Source organism: Dactylosporangium sp. CA-139066 (genome assembly GCF_050936175.1).
Taxonomy (GTDB): Bacteria; Actinomycetota; Actinomycetes; order Mycobacteriales; family Micromonosporaceae; genus Dactylosporangium.
Genome location: NZ_JBNJNH010000001.1, coordinates 2,439,891 through 2,458,648, shown reverse-complemented (window position 1 = coordinate 2,458,648; position 18,758 = coordinate 2,439,891). Strand labels below are relative to the sequence as shown.

Annotated in this window: 17 protein-coding genes; 2 read left to right on the top strand and 15 right to left on the bottom strand. The window is 72.6% G+C overall.

Going from position 1 to position 18,758, the window contains the following annotated elements; translation table 11 throughout:
• Positions 1–35: 35 nt before the first annotated feature.
• Genes ACQEVU_RS11270 through ACQEVU_RS11240 form a run of 7 tightly spaced genes read right to left on the bottom strand, consistent with a single transcriptional unit; the run spans position 36 to position 7,872 of the window.
• Positions 36–278, bottom strand: a complete 243-nt coding sequence (locus tag ACQEVU_RS11270) for a hypothetical protein (protein WP_433322670.1) — start codon at positions 276–278, stop codon at positions 36–38.
• Complete coding sequence (locus ACQEVU_RS11265) at positions 278–1,930, bottom strand: hypothetical protein (protein WP_433322669.1); 1,653 nt, start codon at positions 1,928–1,930, stop codon at positions 278–280. The genes ACQEVU_RS11270 and ACQEVU_RS11265 overlap by 1 nt, the downstream gene beginning before the upstream one ends.
• Positions 1,927–3,435: an SCO6880 family protein gene (locus ACQEVU_RS11260; RefSeq protein ID WP_433322668.1), complete on the bottom strand. Its 1,509-nt coding sequence runs from the start codon at positions 3,433–3,435 to the stop codon at positions 1,927–1,929. Before ACQEVU_RS11260 ends, ACQEVU_RS11265 begins: the two co-directional genes overlap by 4 nt.
• 50 nt (positions 3,436–3,485) lie before the next feature.
• Positions 3,486–5,771: a hypothetical protein gene (locus tag ACQEVU_RS11255; protein ID WP_433322667.1), complete on the bottom strand. Its 2,286-nt coding sequence runs from the start codon at positions 5,769–5,771 to the stop codon at positions 3,486–3,488.
• Positions 5,768–6,502: a hypothetical protein gene (locus ACQEVU_RS11250; RefSeq protein ID WP_433322666.1), complete on the bottom strand. Its 735-nt coding sequence runs from the start codon at positions 6,500–6,502 to the stop codon at positions 5,768–5,770. Before ACQEVU_RS11250 ends, ACQEVU_RS11255 begins: the two co-directional genes overlap by 4 nt.
• Positions 6,503–6,511: 9 nt before the next feature.
• Positions 6,512–6,883 (bottom strand): hypothetical protein, encoded by a 372-nt coding sequence (locus ACQEVU_RS11245; RefSeq protein WP_433322665.1) that lies wholly within the window; start codon positions 6,881–6,883, stop codon positions 6,512–6,514.
• On the bottom strand, positions 6,883–7,872 hold the full coding sequence (locus tag ACQEVU_RS11240; protein ID WP_433322664.1) for a MinD/ParA family ATP-binding protein: 990 nt from the start codon (positions 7,870–7,872) through the stop codon (positions 6,883–6,885). Before ACQEVU_RS11240 ends, ACQEVU_RS11245 begins: the two co-directional genes overlap by 1 nt.
• 926 nt (positions 7,873–8,798) lie before the next feature.
• On the opposite strand from ACQEVU_RS11240, the gene ACQEVU_RS11235 reads away from it, so the two are divergent.
• Complete coding sequence (locus ACQEVU_RS11235; protein ID WP_433322663.1) at positions 8,799–9,206, top strand: hypothetical protein; 408 nt, start codon at positions 8,799–8,801, stop codon at positions 9,204–9,206.
• A gap of 392 nt (positions 9,207–9,598) precedes the next feature.
• On the opposite strand, the gene ACQEVU_RS11230 is transcribed toward ACQEVU_RS11235, so the two are convergent.
• From ACQEVU_RS11230 to ACQEVU_RS11220, 3 genes are all read right to left on the bottom strand, one after another.
• On the bottom strand, positions 9,599–10,084 hold the full coding sequence (locus ACQEVU_RS11230) for a hypothetical protein (RefSeq protein WP_433322662.1): 486 nt from the start codon (positions 10,082–10,084) through the stop codon (positions 9,599–9,601).
• Positions 10,085–10,370: 286 nt separating this feature from the next.
• Entirely contained in the window at positions 10,371–10,817 is a 447-nt protein-coding gene (locus ACQEVU_RS11225) for a hypothetical protein (RefSeq protein ID WP_433322661.1), read from the bottom strand.
• The gene (locus tag ACQEVU_RS11220; RefSeq protein ID WP_433322660.1) at positions 10,814–11,491 is read right to left on the bottom strand and encodes a hypothetical protein; all 678 of its coding nucleotides are present in this window, start codon (positions 11,489–11,491) and stop codon (positions 10,814–10,816) included. Before ACQEVU_RS11220 ends, ACQEVU_RS11225 begins: the two co-directional genes overlap by 4 nt.
• Positions 11,492–11,611: 120 nt before the next feature.
• Between ACQEVU_RS11220 and ACQEVU_RS11215 the strand changes: the two genes are divergently transcribed.
• Positions 11,612–12,211 (top strand): DUF6193 family natural product biosynthesis protein, encoded by a 600-nt coding sequence (locus ACQEVU_RS11215; protein ID WP_433334892.1) that lies wholly within the window; start codon positions 11,612–11,614, stop codon positions 12,209–12,211.
• Between the two features lie 180 nt (positions 12,212–12,391).
• Here ACQEVU_RS11215 and ACQEVU_RS11210 read toward each other — a convergent pair whose 3' ends face one another.
• The 5 genes from ACQEVU_RS11210 to ACQEVU_RS11190 form a co-directional block, all read right to left on the bottom strand.
• On the bottom strand, positions 12,392–13,261 hold the full coding sequence (locus ACQEVU_RS11210; RefSeq protein ID WP_433322659.1) for a hypothetical protein: 870 nt from the start codon (positions 13,259–13,261) through the stop codon (positions 12,392–12,394).
• Positions 13,262–13,571: 310 nt separating this feature from the next.
• The gene (locus tag ACQEVU_RS11205) at positions 13,572–14,672 is read right to left on the bottom strand and encodes an alpha/beta hydrolase (protein ID WP_433322658.1); all 1,101 of its coding nucleotides are present in this window, start codon (positions 14,670–14,672) and stop codon (positions 13,572–13,574) included.
• A gap of 165 nt (positions 14,673–14,837) precedes the next feature.
• A complete protein-coding gene (locus tag ACQEVU_RS11200) occupies positions 14,838–15,611 on the bottom strand; it encodes a hypothetical protein (RefSeq protein ID WP_433322657.1) in 774 nt (257 codons plus the stop codon).
• An 83-nt stretch (positions 15,612–15,694) separates the two neighbouring features.
• A complete protein-coding gene (locus ACQEVU_RS11195; RefSeq protein WP_433322656.1) occupies positions 15,695–16,606 on the bottom strand; it encodes a L,D-transpeptidase in 912 nt (303 codons plus the stop codon).
• The gene (locus ACQEVU_RS11190; RefSeq protein WP_433322655.1) at positions 16,603–18,411 is read right to left on the bottom strand and encodes a S53 family peptidase; all 1,809 of its coding nucleotides are present in this window, start codon (positions 18,409–18,411) and stop codon (positions 16,603–16,605) included. The genes ACQEVU_RS11195 and ACQEVU_RS11190 overlap by 4 nt, the downstream gene beginning before the upstream one ends.
• Positions 18,412–18,758: the final 347 nt, after the last annotated feature.

Below are 18,758 nucleotides of genomic sequence, written 5' to 3'. Positions count from 1 at the left end.
ATGGTAGACGAACGTCTACAAAGGACACCAGTGGGTCATCGACTATCTTTGTTAGGAACTCTTAGCACGATCCCGGCCGCGTCGCCCGGGCCGGCGGCCGGCCAGGTGCCGTGGGCGAGGACCCCGCCGAGCTGGCCAGCCAGCCACAGCGTCCACCCGGCGAAGACCGCCAGGACGGTGATCCCGGCGAGGAGCCCGCCACGGGTCCACAGGTCCGCGCGGGTCCAGCCGCGCTGCGGCAGCTGCCGGCCGGGCGCGGACAGCGGTGGCCGCTGCATCACGCCACCCCGATCGGTGCGGCCGCAGGCCGAGGCTCCTCGTCGCCGGCCGCGGCGCCCGAGGTCGGCGCGGCGGAACGCCGCCGACGGTCCGGGCCACCGCCCTCAGCAGCGAGGTCGGGGAGGTCGTCGACGCCGGGCACGGTCTCCATCCGGCTGTCGGTGGCGACCATCGCCCGCTCCGCCGTGGACAGCTGGTGTTTGACGACGAACGGCCGCGTGCCGATCCGCCACAGCCCGACGCCCTGGCGCAGGTAGCGCAGCAGGTCGGTCTCGACGTCGGTGGTGCCCAGGAACTCCCGCGCCTGCTCCAGAGAGCCGGCGGCCTGCCGGTAGGAGATCCGCACCCCGGTGTCCTCGATCAGCCCGCGGGCGATCCGGACCTGCTCGGAGTCCGCGGACCCCGACGCCGCCAAATCCGAGAACCGGTGGAACGCCAGGATGTTGACGACACCAAGCGCCCGGGCGAGCTTCAGCTGTTCCCGCATCCGCCGCACCAGCGGCAAATGGCGCGAGACCAAGGCGAACTCGTCGTAGATGCACATCCGCGGTGGGGCGTCGGGGCGGGACAGTTCGGCCTCCAGCCACGCCTGGGCGCAGCTCATCGCCATCGCCGTCATCTGGTCGGAGGTACGGATGGCCCGCAGGTCGAGGACCGCGCCGGCCTGGGTGAAGTCGAGGCGGGTTCCGGCGCCGGTGCCGGCGCCGTCGAAGAGGCCGCCGAGGGCGCCGGTGACGAGGCGTTGCAGGGTGAGGCGGACACGGCGGGAGTCGGCAACGAACTGCTCGAGCTGATAGTTGAGGCGCTGGAGCTGGTGCTGCCACCGGTCGGCGTCGCCCATCGCGTCCAGGACCGTCGAGAGGGTTGGTGTCGCTTGCCGGTCCGGGTCGACGGCGGTGTCGGCGCCGGTGACCGCGTCGATGGCGTAGCCGATCAGGGCCCGCTCGGCCTCCTGCAGCGGCCCGCCCAGCTGGATTTCAAGGAGGCCCTCCAGGAGCAGGAGGCGGCGGGTGCGCTGGATCTGCAGCCACTGCTCGACCGGCAGGTTCGGGTCGCGGCGGATGCCGGCGAGGGGGTTCATGATGGTGCCGAGGCCGGGCCCGATCCGGACCGGACGGACGCCGATGAGGTCGGCGAGGCCGTCGTACTCGCCTTTGACGTCCACGACGTAGCAGCGGGTCCCGAACGGCACCCCGCGCGCCGCAAGGCACTTCAGCAAGCTCGACTTCGCCGAGCCGATCTCCCCGGTGACCACGACGTTCGGGGAGGTGATCAACCGCGCCCGGTAGAGCTCGTGGACGGAGAACGTGAACGCCGCCCGCGAGAACACCTCCAAGCCGACGAGCGGCCCGTCGACCGGCAGCCCCGGGTCGGCGACGAACGGATACACCGAGCACAGCTGGGCGCTCGTCGTGACCAGCGGCGGCAGCCGCAGCGGCCACCCGACCCGGCCCGCGGCCCGGCCGAAGCCGCCGCGCCGGTCGGCCCGGGGCGGTCCGAGCAGCTTCGCCTCCGCCCGCCCGATCGCCGCCCGCTGCCGTTCCAGGGCGCGTTCGGCGGCGGCGAGGTCGCGGGTCTCGGCGCGGGCCGTGACCCGCTCGCGCAACCCGGTCTCCCGGCGCAGCCGGACGCGGTCCGTGCGGCGGGTCATGCCGCCCACCAGCCGCGAACGGGGGCCAGGCCCCGGCCGAGCGGCAGCGCCCCGGCCAGGAACGCCTGGTCCTGCTCGCCGTACAGGGTCACGGCTTCGCAGCCGGCCCGGGCCAGGATCCGTTTCACCGTCCGCGAGTCCTGCTCGAGGGCGTCCATCGTCGCGGCGGTGACGGTGACGAGCAGGGCGTAGCGGTAGCGGGTGTGCCCGGCCGCCTGTTCCCGGTCGATCTGCGCGACCGACCGGGCCTCCTCCTGCTCCCGCGCCGTGCGGACGAGCCGGAGTTTGCGTTTGGTGAGCTCGTCGCCGGCGCGGGCGACCTGTTCGCGGCGGGCGGCCAAGTTGGCGAGGGCGGCGGGGATCGGCTGGGCGACGAGGGTGACGGTCCGCCGGCCGGTGACCCTCGTGTAGAGGCCGGTCAGCCAGGTCGCGCCGACAAGGGTGCGGGGCATCTCGGCCACCCACAACGTGCGGGAGAACCCGGAGTCGTGCCGCAGCGCGCTCCACCCGACCGTCTCGGCCGCGGCCGGGCCGGCCAGCCGCGGCGCCACCCCGGCCGGCACTCCGGCGTTGGTGCCGCGCAGGTCGAGCTCGGCCTGGTCGGCCGGGTCGAACTGGGAGCGCAGCACCGCGGCGTAGGCGCGCGGGCTCAGCCACCCGCCGGTGCTCACACCCGCCTCGGACACGGTGGCCTCGATCCCGGCGAGCTTGTCCAGGACCACCGCGGCGACCGCGGCGTCGCCGCCGCCCGCGTCGGCGATCTCCCCGGACATCCGCGCCACGTCGAACACGACCGCGACGAACGTCTCGTGCCGCTGCGCGGACGGCCCGGCCGCCGCGGTCAGCTCGGCCAGGGACTGGTAGGCGGGGCTGGTGGTGTCGATCGCCCGGTCGGCGAGGTAGCGCTGCGCGCGGTTGCCGGTGTCCGGGACGGCGCGGGTAGTCAGCGCCCACCGGACCAGGCCGAGGTCGGCGTACTCGGTGCCGAGGATGTTCAGTACACCGGCCCAGTCGACGAGCCGCTGCTCCTGCACAGCCGTGTCGGCAAGGAGATAGTTGGCGCCGTGGCACAGCAGCGCCGCGGTGACGGTCCGCTCCCGGGCGTGGGCGAGGAGCCCGACATGGGTCGTGCCGTCGCCGGCAATCGCGGGCAGCCACCGGTACCCGGCGCCCGGGCCCGGCAGATCAAGGTGCTCGGCGACGCCGCCGGCGGCGGCGAAGACCATGCCGCGGTAGCGGTCCTGCCGCCCGGCCCGCTGCACGAGCGTCCCGCCGATCACCGGGAGCCACTCGGTGACCCGCCGCCCGCGCAACCTGACCAGCCCCAGGATCCACAGCACCGCAGCGACGAGCAGGAGCCCGACCGCGGCCCACCGGTGACCGGATACCAGGAGGTTGACGCCGGTGACCCCGCACAACACGCCGGAGGCGACCATGACGATCTGCGACCAGGTGAAGCCCATGACCGCGCCCCGGCTGCTGCGCGGAGGAAACGAGAACTGCATATCGGTATCTCCAGATCAGGCCGGTCGGACAGTCGGATCGGCAGGCTCGGTCACGCGGGCACGATCGGGACCTCGGCGGCGCCCGCGGCGGCTCCGCCCCCGCCGGCAACGCCGCTCCCGCTCCCAGTGCCGCCGCCGGCTGGTGCGGATGGCGGGTCTCCACCGGGCGGGCTGTCGCGCGCACCGCCGGGCTCGGCCGGCGCGCCGCCGTGGTCAGCGCCCGGGATGGACGGGTCCGGCGGAGGCGCGTGGTCGGACGGCGGCATCGGTTCGCCGGCCGGCTGGTGTTCCGCGCCAGCCGCGGCGATGAGCGGGTCGGCGTCGGTGGACCCGGCCACACCGGACGCGGCGCCACCGCCGCCGTCTCCGCCTCCGCTCCCCGCGCCGGGCACGGGGTGGCCGCCATCGGCCGCGGCGCCGGCGGTGCCCGAGGGCTGGCCGCCCGCGCCGCCGGTACTGCTGGTGGTGGTCGTGGCGTTCAGGTCGGCCTTGGCCTGCGCGGTGTGCTGCTGGACGCCGGCGGCCTCGTCCGCGTTCGGGTGCTCCGCCCCGCCACCGTCCGGCGCGCCGTCGCTGCCGCCGGAGGCTGGGCCGCCGTCGCCGTGCGGGTCGCCGGCGGCCGTGGCGTCGCCGGAGCCGCTGACCGCGTCCGCAGCCTGTGCGTTCGGCCCGCCGGTCAGCTCGCGTTGCGGCTGGGCGTTGCCGACGCCGCCGCGACCCGACGCGCTCGCCGCGCTGCTGAGGCCGCTCTGCTCGCCCCGGAGGTCGGCGAGGTTGCCGTGCATCAGGTGCGCCGCCTGCTCGCCCGGGCTACCCGACGACGGCGATCCAGCGGCGGCGTTGTTGACGCCCTGCGCGGTCTGCGCGCTGAAGGCGGCCATGACGCCGCGGGCGTTGATGTCGGACAGGTAGCCGTCGACGATCGTGAGCAGCCGCAGCAGCACCCACGGCGTCAAGACCATCATCCAGATGATCAGCAGCCCTTTCCCGGCCGTGATCAGGTCGGACTGGTATGCGGAGCGGGTGCCGTAGATCCACAGCTCGACCGTGACGAACCGCGACATGCCCAGCGCGTTCAAGGTCCAGAACCAGCGGCGGGCCCAGTGTTTCGTCTCCGGCGCGATCTGCCCCGTCATCGCGAACGCGCCGAGGATTGCCGCACCTTCGGCGAGCTCGGACCGGAACAGTTGCGTGATCAGGAGCAGGAGCAGCCCGATGATCGACAGGCCCGCGATGAGCAGCGCAAGCAGCATGGTGCCGCCGCCGACGGACAACGCGGAGACGGCCTTGACCCACAGCGCGGCGTCCCAGCGCTGGTTGCTGTTGGCGTTGATCAGCGACCGCGTCGCGTCGTCCCAGGCCGCGACGATGACCCAGGCGAGGCCGCCGGCGAACAGGATGCCGAGCATGGCGCGGACCAGCCCGCCGAGCGTCGCGAGGGGGCCGGGGCCGTTGACCCGCAACCCGTTGATGATCACCGTGACGATGAAGAACAGCAGGACGAACAGCAGCAGGATCGACGCGGCGGAGTTGTAGGTGAAGTAGAACGCGGCATCGGGCGGCGGCGGCGCGGTCACGTCGAACACGACCTTGGCGACCTCGCCGAGCAGCCAGGCCATGCATTTGACGGTCATGTTGACCAAACCCTGGACGCCGTTGGAGATGGCGTTGTCGAGAATGTTCGCCACCTGGCAGGACACGTCGGTCAGGCCGCAGTCACGGCCGCCGTCGGCGGGTGGCGTACTCGGCGGGGTACTGCTCGGGTCGCGGAGCTGATACGACAGGGAGGCGGCCCAGATCCGGCACTGGTCGCGTTTGTAGATCCACCGGTTCGCGTTGCCCGGGTCCGCGATGCCACGTTCGGCGAACAGGTCACAGCGGACGAGGTCGGGCGCGCTCGGGATGCCGGGCGCGACGTCGGACAGCACGGTCGGGGTGCCGTCGCCGGGCCGGTCGTCGAGGGTCAGCGCGACCGTCTGGCATTGCTGCAGCTGCTCGGTGGTCAGCGCCTGCGCGCAGGCCGTGATCCAGTGCGACGGGGCACCCTGCGGTGGGCTGGTGGTGTAGCGCACCCACAGGAAGCACCACCGCTGGACCGTGCCCGGGACGGTACCGCCGCACCCCGGGATGTCCGACGCCGAAGGCGCCGGCACGGCGGGTGCGGTCGGCGACCCGGTCGGCTGCGGCGCGGACGGCACCGGCGGGCTCGGCGCCGGGCTCGGCTCGGCCGCCGCCCGGCCCGCCCCGGCCGTCAGTGCCAGGATCACCCCGACGACGACGGTGAGCAGTCGCAGCAGGCCGGCCCGCCGTCCCGGTCGGGGGGTGCGGGCGGTCATGCGGGGGTGCCCGGGGCCCAGCTGTCCGGGCCGAGGACCCGGGCCAGCAGCTGCACGTCGCGAGCGCTGCCGTCGCGCAGCGTGCCGCGCACGTCCGGCGGCGGCGCCGGGACCGGCGGCTTCAGCTCGGCGAGCCGCCATCCTGTGTCGGTGAGCTCGACGGTCAGCTCATGCACTGTCCACCCGCCGGTCAGGGCGGTCGTCGGGGCCGCGCTGGTGCCGTCCGTGCCGGTGCCGAGCAGCGCCAGACCGTAGGTCTGCACCTCGACCCGCGTGCCGACGACGAGGATGGCCGGGTTCGCGGCGTCCTGGGTCCAGACACGGGCGATCACCGTCTGGCGGGCAACAGTGGACGGACCGACCGGGCCTGCGCCCGGTGCGCCACCGGCGAGCTGGTCGGCCAGGCCGGTCGCGTCGGGCGTGAGGAGGGCCGCGATCCGCGGCCGGGCTTCGTCGGCCGGGTGTTGCATGGCGTCAGCGAGGAGGGTCTCCAGGCGGGCGGCGGCGTCGCCCGCGCCGCGGGCGGTGGCCGGGTACTGTCCGGCATCGGGGGGCGGTGGGCTGGGCTCGGCCGGGGCGGTCGCCGCAGGCCCGGCCGCCGGCGGGTGGTGTGGCAGCACCCAGCGGTCGATCGCGGCGCCGGCGCCGAGCAGCAGCAGGACGGCCAGGAGCCAGCGCAGCGGCCGGGGCGCCCCGGTGGGCGTGTCGAAGACGGGCCGGTAGTCGCTCATCCCGGGCGCCTACTGCTTGAGGAAGAACGAGATGATGGCCACTGGCGATCCGATGATGATCGCGACCAGCGACGCTTTCCACATCATCGTTTTGCCGCGGTCGGACAGGATGTGGGCGCCGAACACGGGGCCGATCCCGAACACGATCGCGCCGCCGATCAGGCCGGTCAGCGCCGCCGCGACGCCGAGGAACAGCGCTCCGTTGATCAGCGAATAGAACAGGTCGGAACGGGGGACCTGCTTCGGGTCCGGGCCGATCTTCGACCAGTCGAACCCGCCCGGCAGGTTGCCGTCGCCGCTCGGCCCCGGTGTGGGATCCAGCAGCTGCGCCTGCACGATGGTCGCCTTGGCGGCCAGCCAGGCCGCCGCATGGGTGAGCATCAGCGGGCCCTCCCGTCGGCGGATCTGGTGTCCTCGGCCGCCGCGAGCGCCGGGCTCGGACCGGACAGCAGGCCCGCGGCCTGGCCGGGGTCGGCCGGGCAGCAGGCCAGGACCGCGTCGGCGAGCTCGACCAGGGCGTGCCGGGCCGGCTTGCGGAGCCGGGCGAGGTCGACCGGTTCGGGGCGGGCCAGGTGCTCGTCGAACGGCACGCGCACCACAACGGACACGGCGGTGCCGAGTTGGCGCACGGCGGCGCGGACCTCCCGGGCCGGGCGCGGCACCGTCGCCGTCACCGCCACCACCGTGCGGGCCGCCGCCTCGTCCAGGCCCACACCGCGCAGCTGGCTCAGCAGCCGCAGCGTGTGCTGCACGCTGTCCACGCCGGCCCGGGCCACCAGCACCGGGCACGCCCCGGCGAACAGCTGCCACACCCCGGCCACGTCGGCGACCGGGGCGTCGACGAGGACAAGGGAATAGCGGCCGCGTAGCGCCTCGACGACCCGCACGCTCTCGGCGAGGACCGTCGGGCGGCGTATTGCGGTGCGCCGGACCTCACCGATCGCGGTGTGCAGCCCGGACGTGCCGTACTGCATCGCCGCATCCAGCACCGCCGGGTCGAGATCCCCGGTGTGCAGCAGGGCGGCGAACAGGTCCCAGACGGTGCCGTCGTTGCGGCGCGGCACCCGGTGCTCCAGACCGCCCCACCCCCGGGCGGTCGCGTCGACCGCCGCGGGCGGCTGCGGCATCGCCGCGGCGAGGACCGCGCCGAGGGCAGCGACGATCGTCGACCGGCCCGCCCCGCCGTCCGCCGAGGACACCACGATGGGCGGGCAGCCCGGCCGCAGCGACGCGGCCCGCAACCACGCCCGCCGCAGCGACGCGCTGTCGCTGAGCTCGCGCGGTACCGGCCTCGGCTCGCGCACATGGTCGTACGACGGCGCCTGCGGCAGCGGGTCGGCCGACGACCGACCACGGCGGCCGGTGAGCACGGCAGGGCCCGCAACCGGGCGGCCGCGGGTTGGTGCGGTGTGCGGCGATGTACGTGACGGCACAGCGCGACACCCCTTCCACAATGGACAGTTGGGAAGGGAAGGACGGTTGCTGCAGAGCCATGGTCGTCTGCGCGGGCGCATGGGGGGCACACCCGGCGCAGCCGACCGGTGTAGCGCCCGGCCGGGCCTTCCGGCCGGGGCCGGTTCGCACGTCTGGCCGCGTGCCGTGGATGGACGACCACCTAGCGACCGGAACCGCCGCTTTCCCTCGCCATCAAGCCTGCCAACATTGGCTCTACTGCAACAGTTGGCCAGGGTTAACCAGTTCGCGCGATGTCCGAAGTGGACATTCGGCGTGCCGGATCTGCCCGGCCGGCGGCGTGGATCGTGACGGGCGAGGCGGCACCGTGCCAGTGGGTGAGATGTGAGACTGCAGCGCTCGCGACGTCGAGCGGAGCGAGACATGCTTGCCGAGAGCAGAATTACTCTGCGAGTCGACGCAAGGGTTTGCGTCCGATCTCCGTGAGGTTGGCGGATTTCGCACGGCGGCAGCTGGGCCAGATATGTACACGTGTGCCTGAAAGACGTCTCAGGCAATCTGGCGAGTCGCAATGGATCACCGTTATCCGGAACGGGCCTGACGTTGCACGCGAGTGCCGCCGCCGAAGGCGGACGGACCTTGTCCCCTCATCTCGGTGACGCTGCGTAGTGTCGATAGCGGCGGTTCCACTGGCGCTGCGCTACCGGATCTGCCGATGTGCGCGCACCTGATGCGTCGGTCACCGGGCGGTTCAGCCTGTCGTGGACAATCGGCGGATGTTCGGGAGGAATCCGCGGTTCACCGTCCCAGGCGGCGTGCCTGGCGCCTTCGGCTTGGCCCGGCAGATGCGCTCCACGTGCGACGGCGTCCCGCGAGGCTTCCAGTGAGCGCGGCCGGGCGCGACGCGAGGTTCGACCTCCTCGGCGCTTTGGTGGAGTGGCGGTACCTGGGGCACCGCCACAAAGCCCTCGTCGGGCAGCTCGTGTCAGTGGAAGCGGAAGTCAGCTACCTGCTGGCCACGGCCCGCGAACACAACCTGCTCGGCCACGACACGTGGGGCCGGCACTTCCAGGAGCTCAACCGCAACGTCTTCGGCCTCGCCGGGGCGTGGGAACGGTTCGCCGGGGGGTTCGTGTACGACCCGGACCCGCGTACGGCCGACCCGCACGCCCCCGATCTGCGCGCCGCGATCGAGGCGGCGCTCTTCGGGATGCGGGCGCTGCTCGCCGACGTCCGCGCGGAACTCGGCGTAACCGGGTCGGCCTTCGACTTCGGTCCGCCCGGCGGATGAGTCCGTCCACCATCGAATACGCGCCCGAGTATCCCGGCGGTCAGCCCACGAGCCGGTCGAGCGGCCGGGCTGTCGGCCGACGTTCCATGGCGCTGGGGCGGCGACGACACTCGTCCATTCAAAGAGCGGCCTCACCAGTGCGTCCGCCGCGGCAGCACCACGATCGGCTGCGCGGAAGTAGCCGCTCCCAGCGTGCTGCGCTCATATGCGGCGTAGTGCACCGGTGCCGCTACTCGGACTGCGTAGTCAGTTGCGACCCGACCGCGTACGGCTGCTGCAGCTGCCCGACGCCGTCGCCGCGTCGGTGGAGATCGCGGGTGAGCGTCGATACAAGTCGGGCGGTTGTAGCGGTGTCAGGCTTGGGGTTGGTGCCACTGGCAGCGCCCCCGGCGTCAGGCCCGAAACGGCGTCTGAGGTGGCGTCGATTTTGCGCGCTGGTCGGCGTTGTCCGGCTCGAGGGCGGCGACAGGATGGGAGAACACAGCCGGCGCCGGCCGCAGCGTCGACACGGCCGGTGAGGGCGTGGACGGCCGCGCCGTCGGCTCCGGCGGTCCTGCTGCCCGGAGATGGTTGACGGCTTCGGCTGCCGACAGCGCGCCGGAGGTGACGGCTCGCCACAGGCTGGTGCTGCCCGCCGGTGTGACAACGGTGTGCTGCTGCAACGCGGCCGGGCTGATGCCGTGGCCATGCAGCCGCGCGGCCGCCGCCGGATCCAGATCCTTCCAGGCACGCACCGTCTCGGCGGTGAACCCATGCGCAGCCCATTGCCCGGCCAGCGCGGTGACCCGGTCGCGGACATGCCCCGGAATCACATCCCGATCACCGATCCGATCGCCCAGCAACGCGCGGGCAAGCTCGGTGAGCCCAGCAATCGGCACCCAACTGACCGGCGAGTCAACCCCTCGCCCACGAGCGCTCATCGTCGTTGCCCGGCACACGAACGGACAATCAGAGCGAATCCCATGCAACCATCATCCCTCATCACGCCACCCGACAGGCACGCACCCCAACCAGCACGCCGATCACGCACACAACCAGACCGCGACCATCGGCGGTCCGCACACGCTTTCGGGTCCGAACGGGAACTCATTTACCAGACGGCATAGACCGGCCGGCTTGATCAAGTGCGCGGACATACCGCGATCCGCCGCGGTGGGTCGACGGTCAACGTCCGGCTTTGGCCTGCCGCCAGAGTCGCAAGGCGCGGTGACGTAGCGGCTGGGGCAACCGTGGGGAGTTTCGCATTTCGGCCAGCACGCCGAGTAGGCCGTCGCTCGGCCAGCCGGATTCCAGCCATGTGAGGGCAAGGCTCGGCCAGTAGTGGCCCCAGGCGGTCAGCGCGAACCGCAGCAGCGCAGGTAGCGGCGTTCCGCCCGTGGCTCGGGGCGAGGACAGCGCCGCCACGACATCCGCCGGAGGGCGCTCGAGCAATGGCAGCAGCCACGCCAGGTGATCGACGGCGGCGTGGACCGACCCGTCCGCCGCACCGTGGATGAACCACTCGCCTACGCCGTTCTTGACCAGAACCAACCCGCGGTCATTGATCGAGATTCGAGGGTTCTCGTCGGCCGGGTGCACGCACCGGATCCTGTCATGCGGAATGCCGATCATTGCTCTGCGAGCGGGTATCCCATCGCGGCAACATCGGCCCGCAGGTCCGCCAGGGTCGCCTGCGGATTGAGGGCTCGCACCATGGCGTCGGTGAGCGGGATCTGCGCGACAACGTGCTCGACCGTGCGCCGGTCCACCGGTATCTCGTAGTAATCCTCGGCGAACGCGACATACCGATCGGCGATGTCGTCGAGCAGGATGGCGAGCATGCCGGAGCCGTCCGGCCCGCTATCGTACGGCCCACGCGGCGGCGGAACGGTGATGCCGGCACCGGCATGCCAGCGATCGTCACCGTCGAGGCGCCACAACACCGCGGTGGCCAGGAACCGTCCATCCTCGTCACCGAACGCGGGCTCCTCGATCTGCGCGCTGAACACCGCCGGCAAACCGTCGAGCAGCCCCGGCCACAGTTCGTGGTCCGCATCCCGGTACGGCGACATCGCCGACTCATGGTCAAACACCCGGACGAACGCACCACCCCCGGTGAACACGACAGCCCACTCGTCACCACTGCCGTTGCTCATCAGCGCCGCCTCATCACCACCCCATTCACGGGTGTACATGTAGCACGGCTCAGCACCACCAATCACGCACTCCAGCACGGCGAGAGCCCGGCAACGCTTCCGAAGCACCTCGATCGGGGGCAACTTCGTGGCGACCTCGTACACGATCACCCGATGACCCTACCGGGCTGATGCCGGACGATTTTGACTTCCTCATCTGCCGCATCGCGTGCAGGGTCGGTCATGCCGAGGGTGCGGCGCGATGTGCATCGGTATTGTCTCGGTGTGTCGATGTTGGAGGATCTGCGTCGTCGTGGCGAACTATCGGGGCATTCCCTGGCTCAGGTCCGCGCCGGCCGGGACCGGTTCGGCCCGGTCGCTGCGATCCTGTTCTCCTCGAACGGCTTCATTAGCGTCCGCCAGCGCACCGACGCCACCTGCGTGGTGACAGTCTGGGCGAGCGACAACCTCGTGGCCTGGGGACACACGCCCAGCCTGGACGACGTCGTCACCACGATGCAGGGCTGGCAGGACGGCCTGGCCGTACCAGAACTTTGCGATGCGGCACCGTATCTTCAGGCACCCACCCCAGCCGCCGCCGTCGAGGCGCAGTGGAGCTTGCTCACCGAACACGGCGAAACGTATCTCCGCCCGATCATCGCGGCGGTCGCGTTACACCCGACGCTGCGGGCTCTGCGGCCATGGATCAGCCACGGCACCCTGCACCTGCTCCATCCAGACCATGTCCCCGGCCACGATCACCGCGGCATCGTCCTCCACCCATGCGGCAACAGCAACCACCAGGTACACGTCTACGGCGGCCGGACCGGACCCGCCGAAGACCCCGCCAGCGCGGCGACGAGGGCAGCCACCGCGGCTGCCGCTTGGTAGCCGCTCACCTGGGATCGCCTTGAAAGGCGCGCCAACCCGCCGCATTGATCAGGTGCGCGGACATGCCGCTGGTGTTGCGCAGCGGCAAGACGCTGCTGGTAAACAGCTAGGGACAGGCTCGGCGAGGGCCGGGCTTCGTGTCGTGTCGATGCGCGGAGGGAGGGGCTCCGCCTGAGCCGGTCAGAGCAGGCCGCTTTTGCGTAACCGAGCGAACCGGTCGGGCGGCAGGCAATCGGCCAGGTTCCGTTCCAGGTCGACCAGCTCAAGGTCGACCGGGTACACCACAAAGTCGCCGGCGACCGGCAGCGTGTCCGACCAGTCGCGGAGGTTGAGCCGTGCCGCCACCGCACACAACAGTCGCCGCCCGACCTCGGATCCGGCGGCGGCGTCGACGTCATCGGCGTTGAGCAGGGCGAGCTCCTGTCGTACCAGCCGCACCGATGCGGAGTCGTCGAGGTTGACGTCGGTACCGGCCTCGAATTCGGCCGGCGACCATGCGGCCCGGGCGTCGGTTGCCGCCAAGGCCACGAGCTCGTCCTCGGTGGCCGCGTGGACCTCGAAGGACAGCGCGTCCGATCGGAAGTAACTCAGCGCGACGCGGGCGGCCGGGCCGTCCATCACCAGGCCCGCCACGGCGTCCGGGATCAGCGTGAGGCAAGCGTCCTCGATGGTCCGGCACGCCACGTCGAGGTCGAATCCGGCCGGCGGCCGCTCGTAGCGCACTTCGGACCGGCGGCCCGTGACCTCGACGACGCGGACCAAGCCGCCGTCGTCGGGCTCGGCCGTCAGCACCGAAGTCGCCCGGCCGTCGTGCTCGATCTCGACGCGGCTGATGCGCCCATCGGTGTATGCGTACGACTCCCGCCCCGACCCGCGCCGCGCGACCATCTCGGCCGAACGCATCAGTCCGTCCGCGAAACGGTACTTGTGCAGGTAGATGGGCCCGCCCGTATCGAAGTGCGCCGCCTCGACCACGTCGCCGTCGTAATGGACGAAGGTCTCGTAGTACAGGCGGCCGTGAAGAAAGCCGCTGTACTCCTCGGTCACCACAGCGCGGCCCTTGGCGTCGAACCCGATGCGCAGGGCATCCCGGTCCACCGGCGGTCGGACGTCCATCCGGCGGCCGGCCTTGAGCAGGCCCCGTTCGAAATGCAACGGACGAAGATCCAGACCCGGCCAGGTGTACCAGTCCCAGCGCCCGACGAGCGCGATCGCCGCTCGTTTTCGGGAGTCGTACTCGCCGGCGAGCTGAGCAAACCGGCCAGCAAGATCGGACATGTCAGGAACTCTACCGGCCGCCTCATCAGACCGGCCTCCGCGCGCATCCGGATCTCATAGGTTCCGCCCGCGCTGAGCACGCTCAGGTGCGGCCGGCTGGCCAGAACGCGACGCCGTCGGACGTCGCCAACCGGATCCATGCGTTGACCACCGCATACTCCAGCCCGGCGGTGCGGTGGCCGTTGACGGAGTGTCCGGCCGCGGGGATGACCGCGGCGGACAGTGGGCTGCCCGGCGGGTAGAAGGCGCGCTCGCGGTCGCAGATCTGCGTGGCGGCGCGGCAGGACAAGCCGGCGGCTGCGTCGCAGTTCAGCGTGTCGTGGTCGCCGACGACGACGAGCACGGGGACGGTGATGTCCTGGCTGTAGGCCGGGTCACGGGCCAGGTTCATGGTGGCCCGTTGGCCGGTGGTGCCGGTGGCCTTGGTCCGCTCGTCCAGCGCGACGGCGTCACGGGCGGCGCCGGGCAGGTAGTAGAAGTCGGCGCCGCGGACGCCGGGTGTCGTGGTGACGTACCCGGCGGGCGGCCGGTTGGCGGCGAAGGCCGGGTCCTGGCCCGCTGGGTGCAGGCCGGCCGCGATTGCCGCCTGCTGCGCTGGGTTGGGCTGGTGCAGATAGCCGGTCAGGACCAGCGCGTCGATGTCATGGTGGGCCGCCGCTTCGACCATCCAGATGGCCGAGCCGTATGAGTGCCCAACGCCGACGACGTGCCGGACCCAGCCGTTGTCCTGGCGCAGCTGCTGCACCAGCTGGTGGGTGGCGAACGCTTCGGACGTGACCGTCACCTGGTCGGCGGGCGGCCGGTCGCTGGCGCCGACACCGATCCGGTCCACGGTGTAGACGGCCGTGCCGGCCTGCACGGCTGCCTCGGCGTAGGAACGGTGGTCGCCGGGCAGGTCCCAGTATCGGTGGTCGTAGGTGAAGCCGGAGATGAGGATCTGCACGGTGCCGGTCGGCCGTGCCGGGCGGCACAGCCAGCCAGCGACCCGGTACCTGGCCGCAGCGTCTGGGGTCAGCGTCACGGCGGCGTCGTGCCGCCGGCAGTTGGCTCCGTGGGCCTGCGCCGCGGCCGGGGTCAGGGCGAGGAACATCGTGGCGATCAGCGGCACCGCGACGAGTAGGCCGCGGAGGCATCTCGTGTACGTCGCGCGGACGCCCGCGTGCGCAGCCGCGGCACCGTTCATGACGAGCTCCTTCGGGTACGTGTTGGATTGCCCGGCCCGGTCGTGGGCCAGTGGCAGCCGGTCCCGGGTGGGCGTGCTCGATCGGCTGCGTTCTGGACGCCGCTGGTCGGGGCGGCGTCCAGAACGTGCGCTCATCGGCTTGGTTGGTCAGCTCTGGCTGGTGGATCAGCCGGTGACGGGCGCCTTGGTGGCGGCGGGGGACGGCGGCGGCGCGGCGGGCGTGCCGGTGCCCCCGGCGGGCGAGCTTTGGGTCGGACTCGCGGTCGGGGCGCTGGTCGGTGATCCAGTCGGCGGCGCGCTCCTCGTGGGCGACGAGCTCGTGGTCGGCGACGTGGTGACGGTCGGCGAGGTGGACGGCTTCGCGGTGGTGGGCTTCACGGTGGGGCTGCCGGTCGGACCGCCGCCGCTGGGGCCGCACGTGGCAACGGCGACGTTGATCGTGGCGGCCTCGGTCCCCGCGCCGGCGGTGATGGTGACGCGCATCGCGATGATGGTGCTGGTGCCGTCGCTGTTAGTGGACTTGATCCCGTAGCTGACCTTGGCGTTGCGGCCGACGGAGCCGGCCGGGGTGCCGCTGACGCTGGAGGATACCTGCCCGTTGGTGCAGGTCGCGGTGGCGTGCGAGGCAGTCACCAGGCCGAAGGCGGAGAAGCCGGAGATCTCGGCGGAGGCTTTGCCGCCACCCGCGCGGACGGTGGCCGAGCTCAAGGTGATGGTGCCGTCGGAGGAGCTGGCGCCGCCGCTGGCGGTCTTGGTGCTGCCGTCGGCGCTGGACACCGAGGGCTTGGCGCCGATCGGGGCGGCGCCGGAGGCGCTGATGCCGTAGGCGGCGTCGCGGTGGGTTTCCGCGGCACCGGCCGTGGAGGTGTAGAGCAGCAGGCCGGCGCCGCCGGCGCCGAGACCGACGATGACCACCGTTGCGAGGCGCAGGCGCTTCACGTTCGGGACGTCCCTTCGTGTGGGTTGTGGAGTCGGATGGGCGTGCCCCGGCCCGGGAACCGGGGTTGGTTTTCGGGCCGGGTTCAGGGGTCGAGCTGGACGAGGGTGCCCAGCGGGACCGCGGCCAGGGCGTGCAGCGCGTCCAAGGGCACGCGGACGCAGCCGTTGCTGACGTGCTTGCCGTAGACGTTGCGGCTCGGCCAGGAGTGGATCGCGGTGGTGGCCGGGCCGCCGTGATAGGTCGACAGGGTGGGGCTGTGGATGCCGAGCGGCAGGATCAGCGGCGACATCCGCTGGCTGTCGTCGACGACCGAGGCGAGCACGAACGTCCGCCCGGTCGGGGTCGGGGTGGCGCGGGCGCCGACCGCGACCGTCCATTGGCCGATCAGGACGCCGTCGCGGTGCAGCTGCAGCCGGGTGTCGCGGATGTTGACCCGGACCTGGTACGGCGTGCGGGCCACCTCGAGGCCGGTGGTGTCGAGCCAGCCGGTGGCGTGGTTGGGGCGGCTGGGCAGCAGGACGCGGAACCAGCCGGGTTGCCGGTCGATGACCGGCAGCCAGGTCGGGCTGCCGGCCTGGACAGGCGGCAGGGTGGCGATCGGCCGGCCGCCCGGGCGGTCGAACACGGCCACGGTGGTGTCGTTGTGCACGACCGCGCCATCAGTACCGGCCTGCAGGTCGGTATCGAGGGGCGCGCCGGGGACGGTGGTGTCGGTGGTCGCCGCCGGCAGCCCCTGCAGGACGGCGGCCGGGACGACCGGGACCGCGGGGTACTGCGACGGGCTCGCCTGGACGGTGCGCGTGGCCGGGACGCTGGTTGGCGCGGCCGGGCCGGTCGCGGACGGGCCCGGGGGTGGGGCGTCGATGCGGCCGGGGTGGGCCCGGCAGGTCGCGGCGGCGAGCATGACCGCCGCGAGCAGCACGGCGCCCGCCACGCCTGCCAGGGCCCGGCGCTGGGTGGTGCCGGCCGGGGCCGGCGTGGCGGGCTCGGTCATGACACGAGGTCGGTCAGGTAGCTCGGGCCGGGCGCGCCGAGGCCAGTGACCGGGTCGTAGCCCGGCCCGGTCTTCAGGCTCTGCACGCCGGCGTCGAGGTCGAGCAGGTAGTCGCCGGACGGCTGCCCGGCCGCGGTGGCCGGGGTCCAGATCCCGGCCGCCGTGTGCGTGACGTCGGTGACGATCGGCCGTCCGGCGGCCGTCTTCGCGTACAGCACGGGGGCGGCGAGGCCGACGACGGCGGTGCCGCCGGTGCGGGCCTGCGCGACCGCGGTGAGCGAGGCGATGATCGGCGTGGCCAGGCTGGTACCGCCGATCGGCCCGGCCCGATACTGCCCGCCGACGGTGTAGCCGACGTAGAAGCCGGTGTAGGGATCGGCGAGCGCACTCACGTCCGGGACGGTCCGCTTGGTGCCGGCGAGGTTGGCCTGCCAGCTGGGCTTGTCGAAGAAGTGCGACGGGCCGCCGCCGGCGCCGCCGGCCAGGGGCGGGTTGAGCCGCTTCCAGGTCCCGCCGGACAGCACGTTGGCCGCGGACTCCCAGCCGGTCTGCACGACGATCTGGTTGCTGCCGCCGAGGCCGGTGGAGGTGCCGCCGACTGCGGTCGCCCACGGCGACGACGCGGGGAACATGGCGGTCGGCCCGTTGGCTCCCTCGAGGTTGGAGTTGTCGCCGTAGTCGCCGGACCCGGCGTAGAAGCCGATGCCGAGCAGGGCCGCCCGGGCGAGGATCGTGTTGGTCGCGGTCAGGTAGGCGCTGTCGTTGGGTTCGCCGACGATCCCCCACGACGCGGAGATGATCGTCGCGTCGACGGACGGGTCGGCGATGACCGCGGCGACGGCCTCCTCGAGCTGGGTGCAGTCCGGGGCGGCGACGTAGACGATCCGCGCGTCCGGGGCGAGGGTGTGCACGGTCTGTACGTCCAGGGCCTGCTCGGCGGTCCAGGCGTCGCGGTCGCAGCCGCTGGCGCCGCCGGGCAGGTTGTACTGCTTCACGGTGAGGCGGTCGGCCGGCAGCGCGGGGACGCCGTTGCGCGCGAACGTCGCGTTGGCGTCGGCGAGGACCGTCGGGCTGGTGTAGGCGCCGACGACCACCACCGTCTGGTTCTGGCCGCGGTCGTTGGTGCCGAGGCCGTACATGGCGCGCAGCTGCGGCCCGGTGTAGCCGCACAGCACGTTCGACTGCCTGCCGGTCGGGTACTGCTGCGGCACGGACGCCTTGTTGTACTGGGCCCAGTAGGCCGAGCAGTACTGCCCGTCGGCGTTCGGGACCGCGGCCGGGCGGGCGATGAGCGGCCGGGCCACCTGCTGGCTCAGCCCGGACACCGCGCGGACGTCGCCGCGGACCGTGGTCGGGATGCGCGGGGCTGTGGCCGTGGTCCGGACCCGGACGCCGGCCACGGAGCTGTCACGCAGCTGGACGCCGAACGCGGCCCGGGCCTGGCGGGCGTTGCCGCCGATGGTCAGCCGGGACCGGGTGTCGTCCAGGCCGAGTACGCGGAAGCCGGCCTTGCTCGCCCAGCCGGTGACGCGAGCGACCTGGCTCGGGTCGGCGCCGTAGCGGTCCCGGATCTGGCTGCGGTTGAGGTGCTGGCCGAAGGTGGGGCTGCCCGGGCTCGATACGGCGGTTGCCGCTGCGGAGACCGCGGACGGGTCGGCGGCGAGGGTGAGAGTCAGGGTGACCGGGGCGCTGTCGGGGACGCCGCTGCCGCCGCCCGGGAACGCCGGAGTGGCGCTCGCCGGCGGGGCGAGGGCGAACACGGCAGCTGCCGACGCGGCCGCGGCGGCGAGGGGTGTACGTCGCATGCAGAAAGGTCCCTCCCGGCCGCCGGACCAGGCCCGGCGGCATGCTGAAAGACCGGCACGACGACGGGTCGTCTGGCCGGACCTGGTGGTGATGGACGAAGGGCGATAGCTGCCGCGGATCTGCGGCTGCTACGGTGTCGATCAGGTCGTCGGCGCTGCCCGGTAGTGGTCATCGCCGCAACCGCGGTACCTGCGGCCAGCGCCGCCCACACACCACGAGGGCGCGCCGGGTCGGCCTGCACGATGCAGCCGCTCACGTGCAGGCGTCGTCGATGCAGACGGCCACCGCGGCGAACGGATGTCGAGCCGGCACACTGTGCTGGTCACGCACCGAGGATCGTCGCTTC

Coding starts and splice junctions, on each gene's coding strand:
- ACQEVU_RS11270 (WP_433322670.1), bottom strand. CDS start 278: ATGCAGCGGCCACCGCTGTCCGCGCCCGGCCGGCAGCTGCCGCAGCGC.
- ACQEVU_RS11265 (WP_433322669.1), bottom strand. CDS start 1,930: ATGACCCGCCGCACGGACCGCGTCCGGCTGCGCCGGGAGACCGGGTTG.
- ACQEVU_RS11260 (WP_433322668.1), bottom strand. CDS start 3,435: ATGCAGTTCTCGTTTCCTCCGCGCAGCAGCCGGGGCGCGGTCATGGGC.
- ACQEVU_RS11255 (WP_433322667.1), bottom strand. CDS start 5,771: ATGACCGCCCGCACCCCCCGACCGGGACGGCGGGCCGGCCTGCTGCGA.
- ACQEVU_RS11250 (WP_433322666.1), bottom strand. CDS start 6,502: ATGAGCGACTACCGGCCCGTCTTCGACACGCCCACCGGGGCGCCCCGG.
- ACQEVU_RS11245 (WP_433322665.1), bottom strand. CDS start 6,883: ATGCTCACCCATGCGGCGGCCTGGCTGGCCGCCAAGGCGACCATCGTG.
- ACQEVU_RS11225 (WP_433322661.1), bottom strand. CDS start 10,817: ATGATCGGCATTCCGCATGACAGGATCCGGTGCGTGCACCCGGCCGAC.
- ACQEVU_RS11215 (WP_433334892.1), top strand. CDS start 11,612: ATGTTGGAGGATCTGCGTCGTCGTGGCGAACTATCGGGGCATTCCCTG.
- ACQEVU_RS11205 (WP_433322658.1), bottom strand. CDS start 14,672: ATGAACGGTGCCGCGGCTGCGCACGCGGGCGTCCGCGCGACGTACACG.
- ACQEVU_RS11195 (WP_433322656.1), bottom strand. CDS start 16,606: ATGACCGAGCCCGCCACGCCGGCCCCGGCCGGCACCACCCAGCGCCGG.
- ACQEVU_RS11190 (WP_433322655.1), bottom strand. CDS start 18,411: ATGCGACGTACACCCCTCGCCGCCGCGGCCGCGTCGGCAGCTGCCGTG.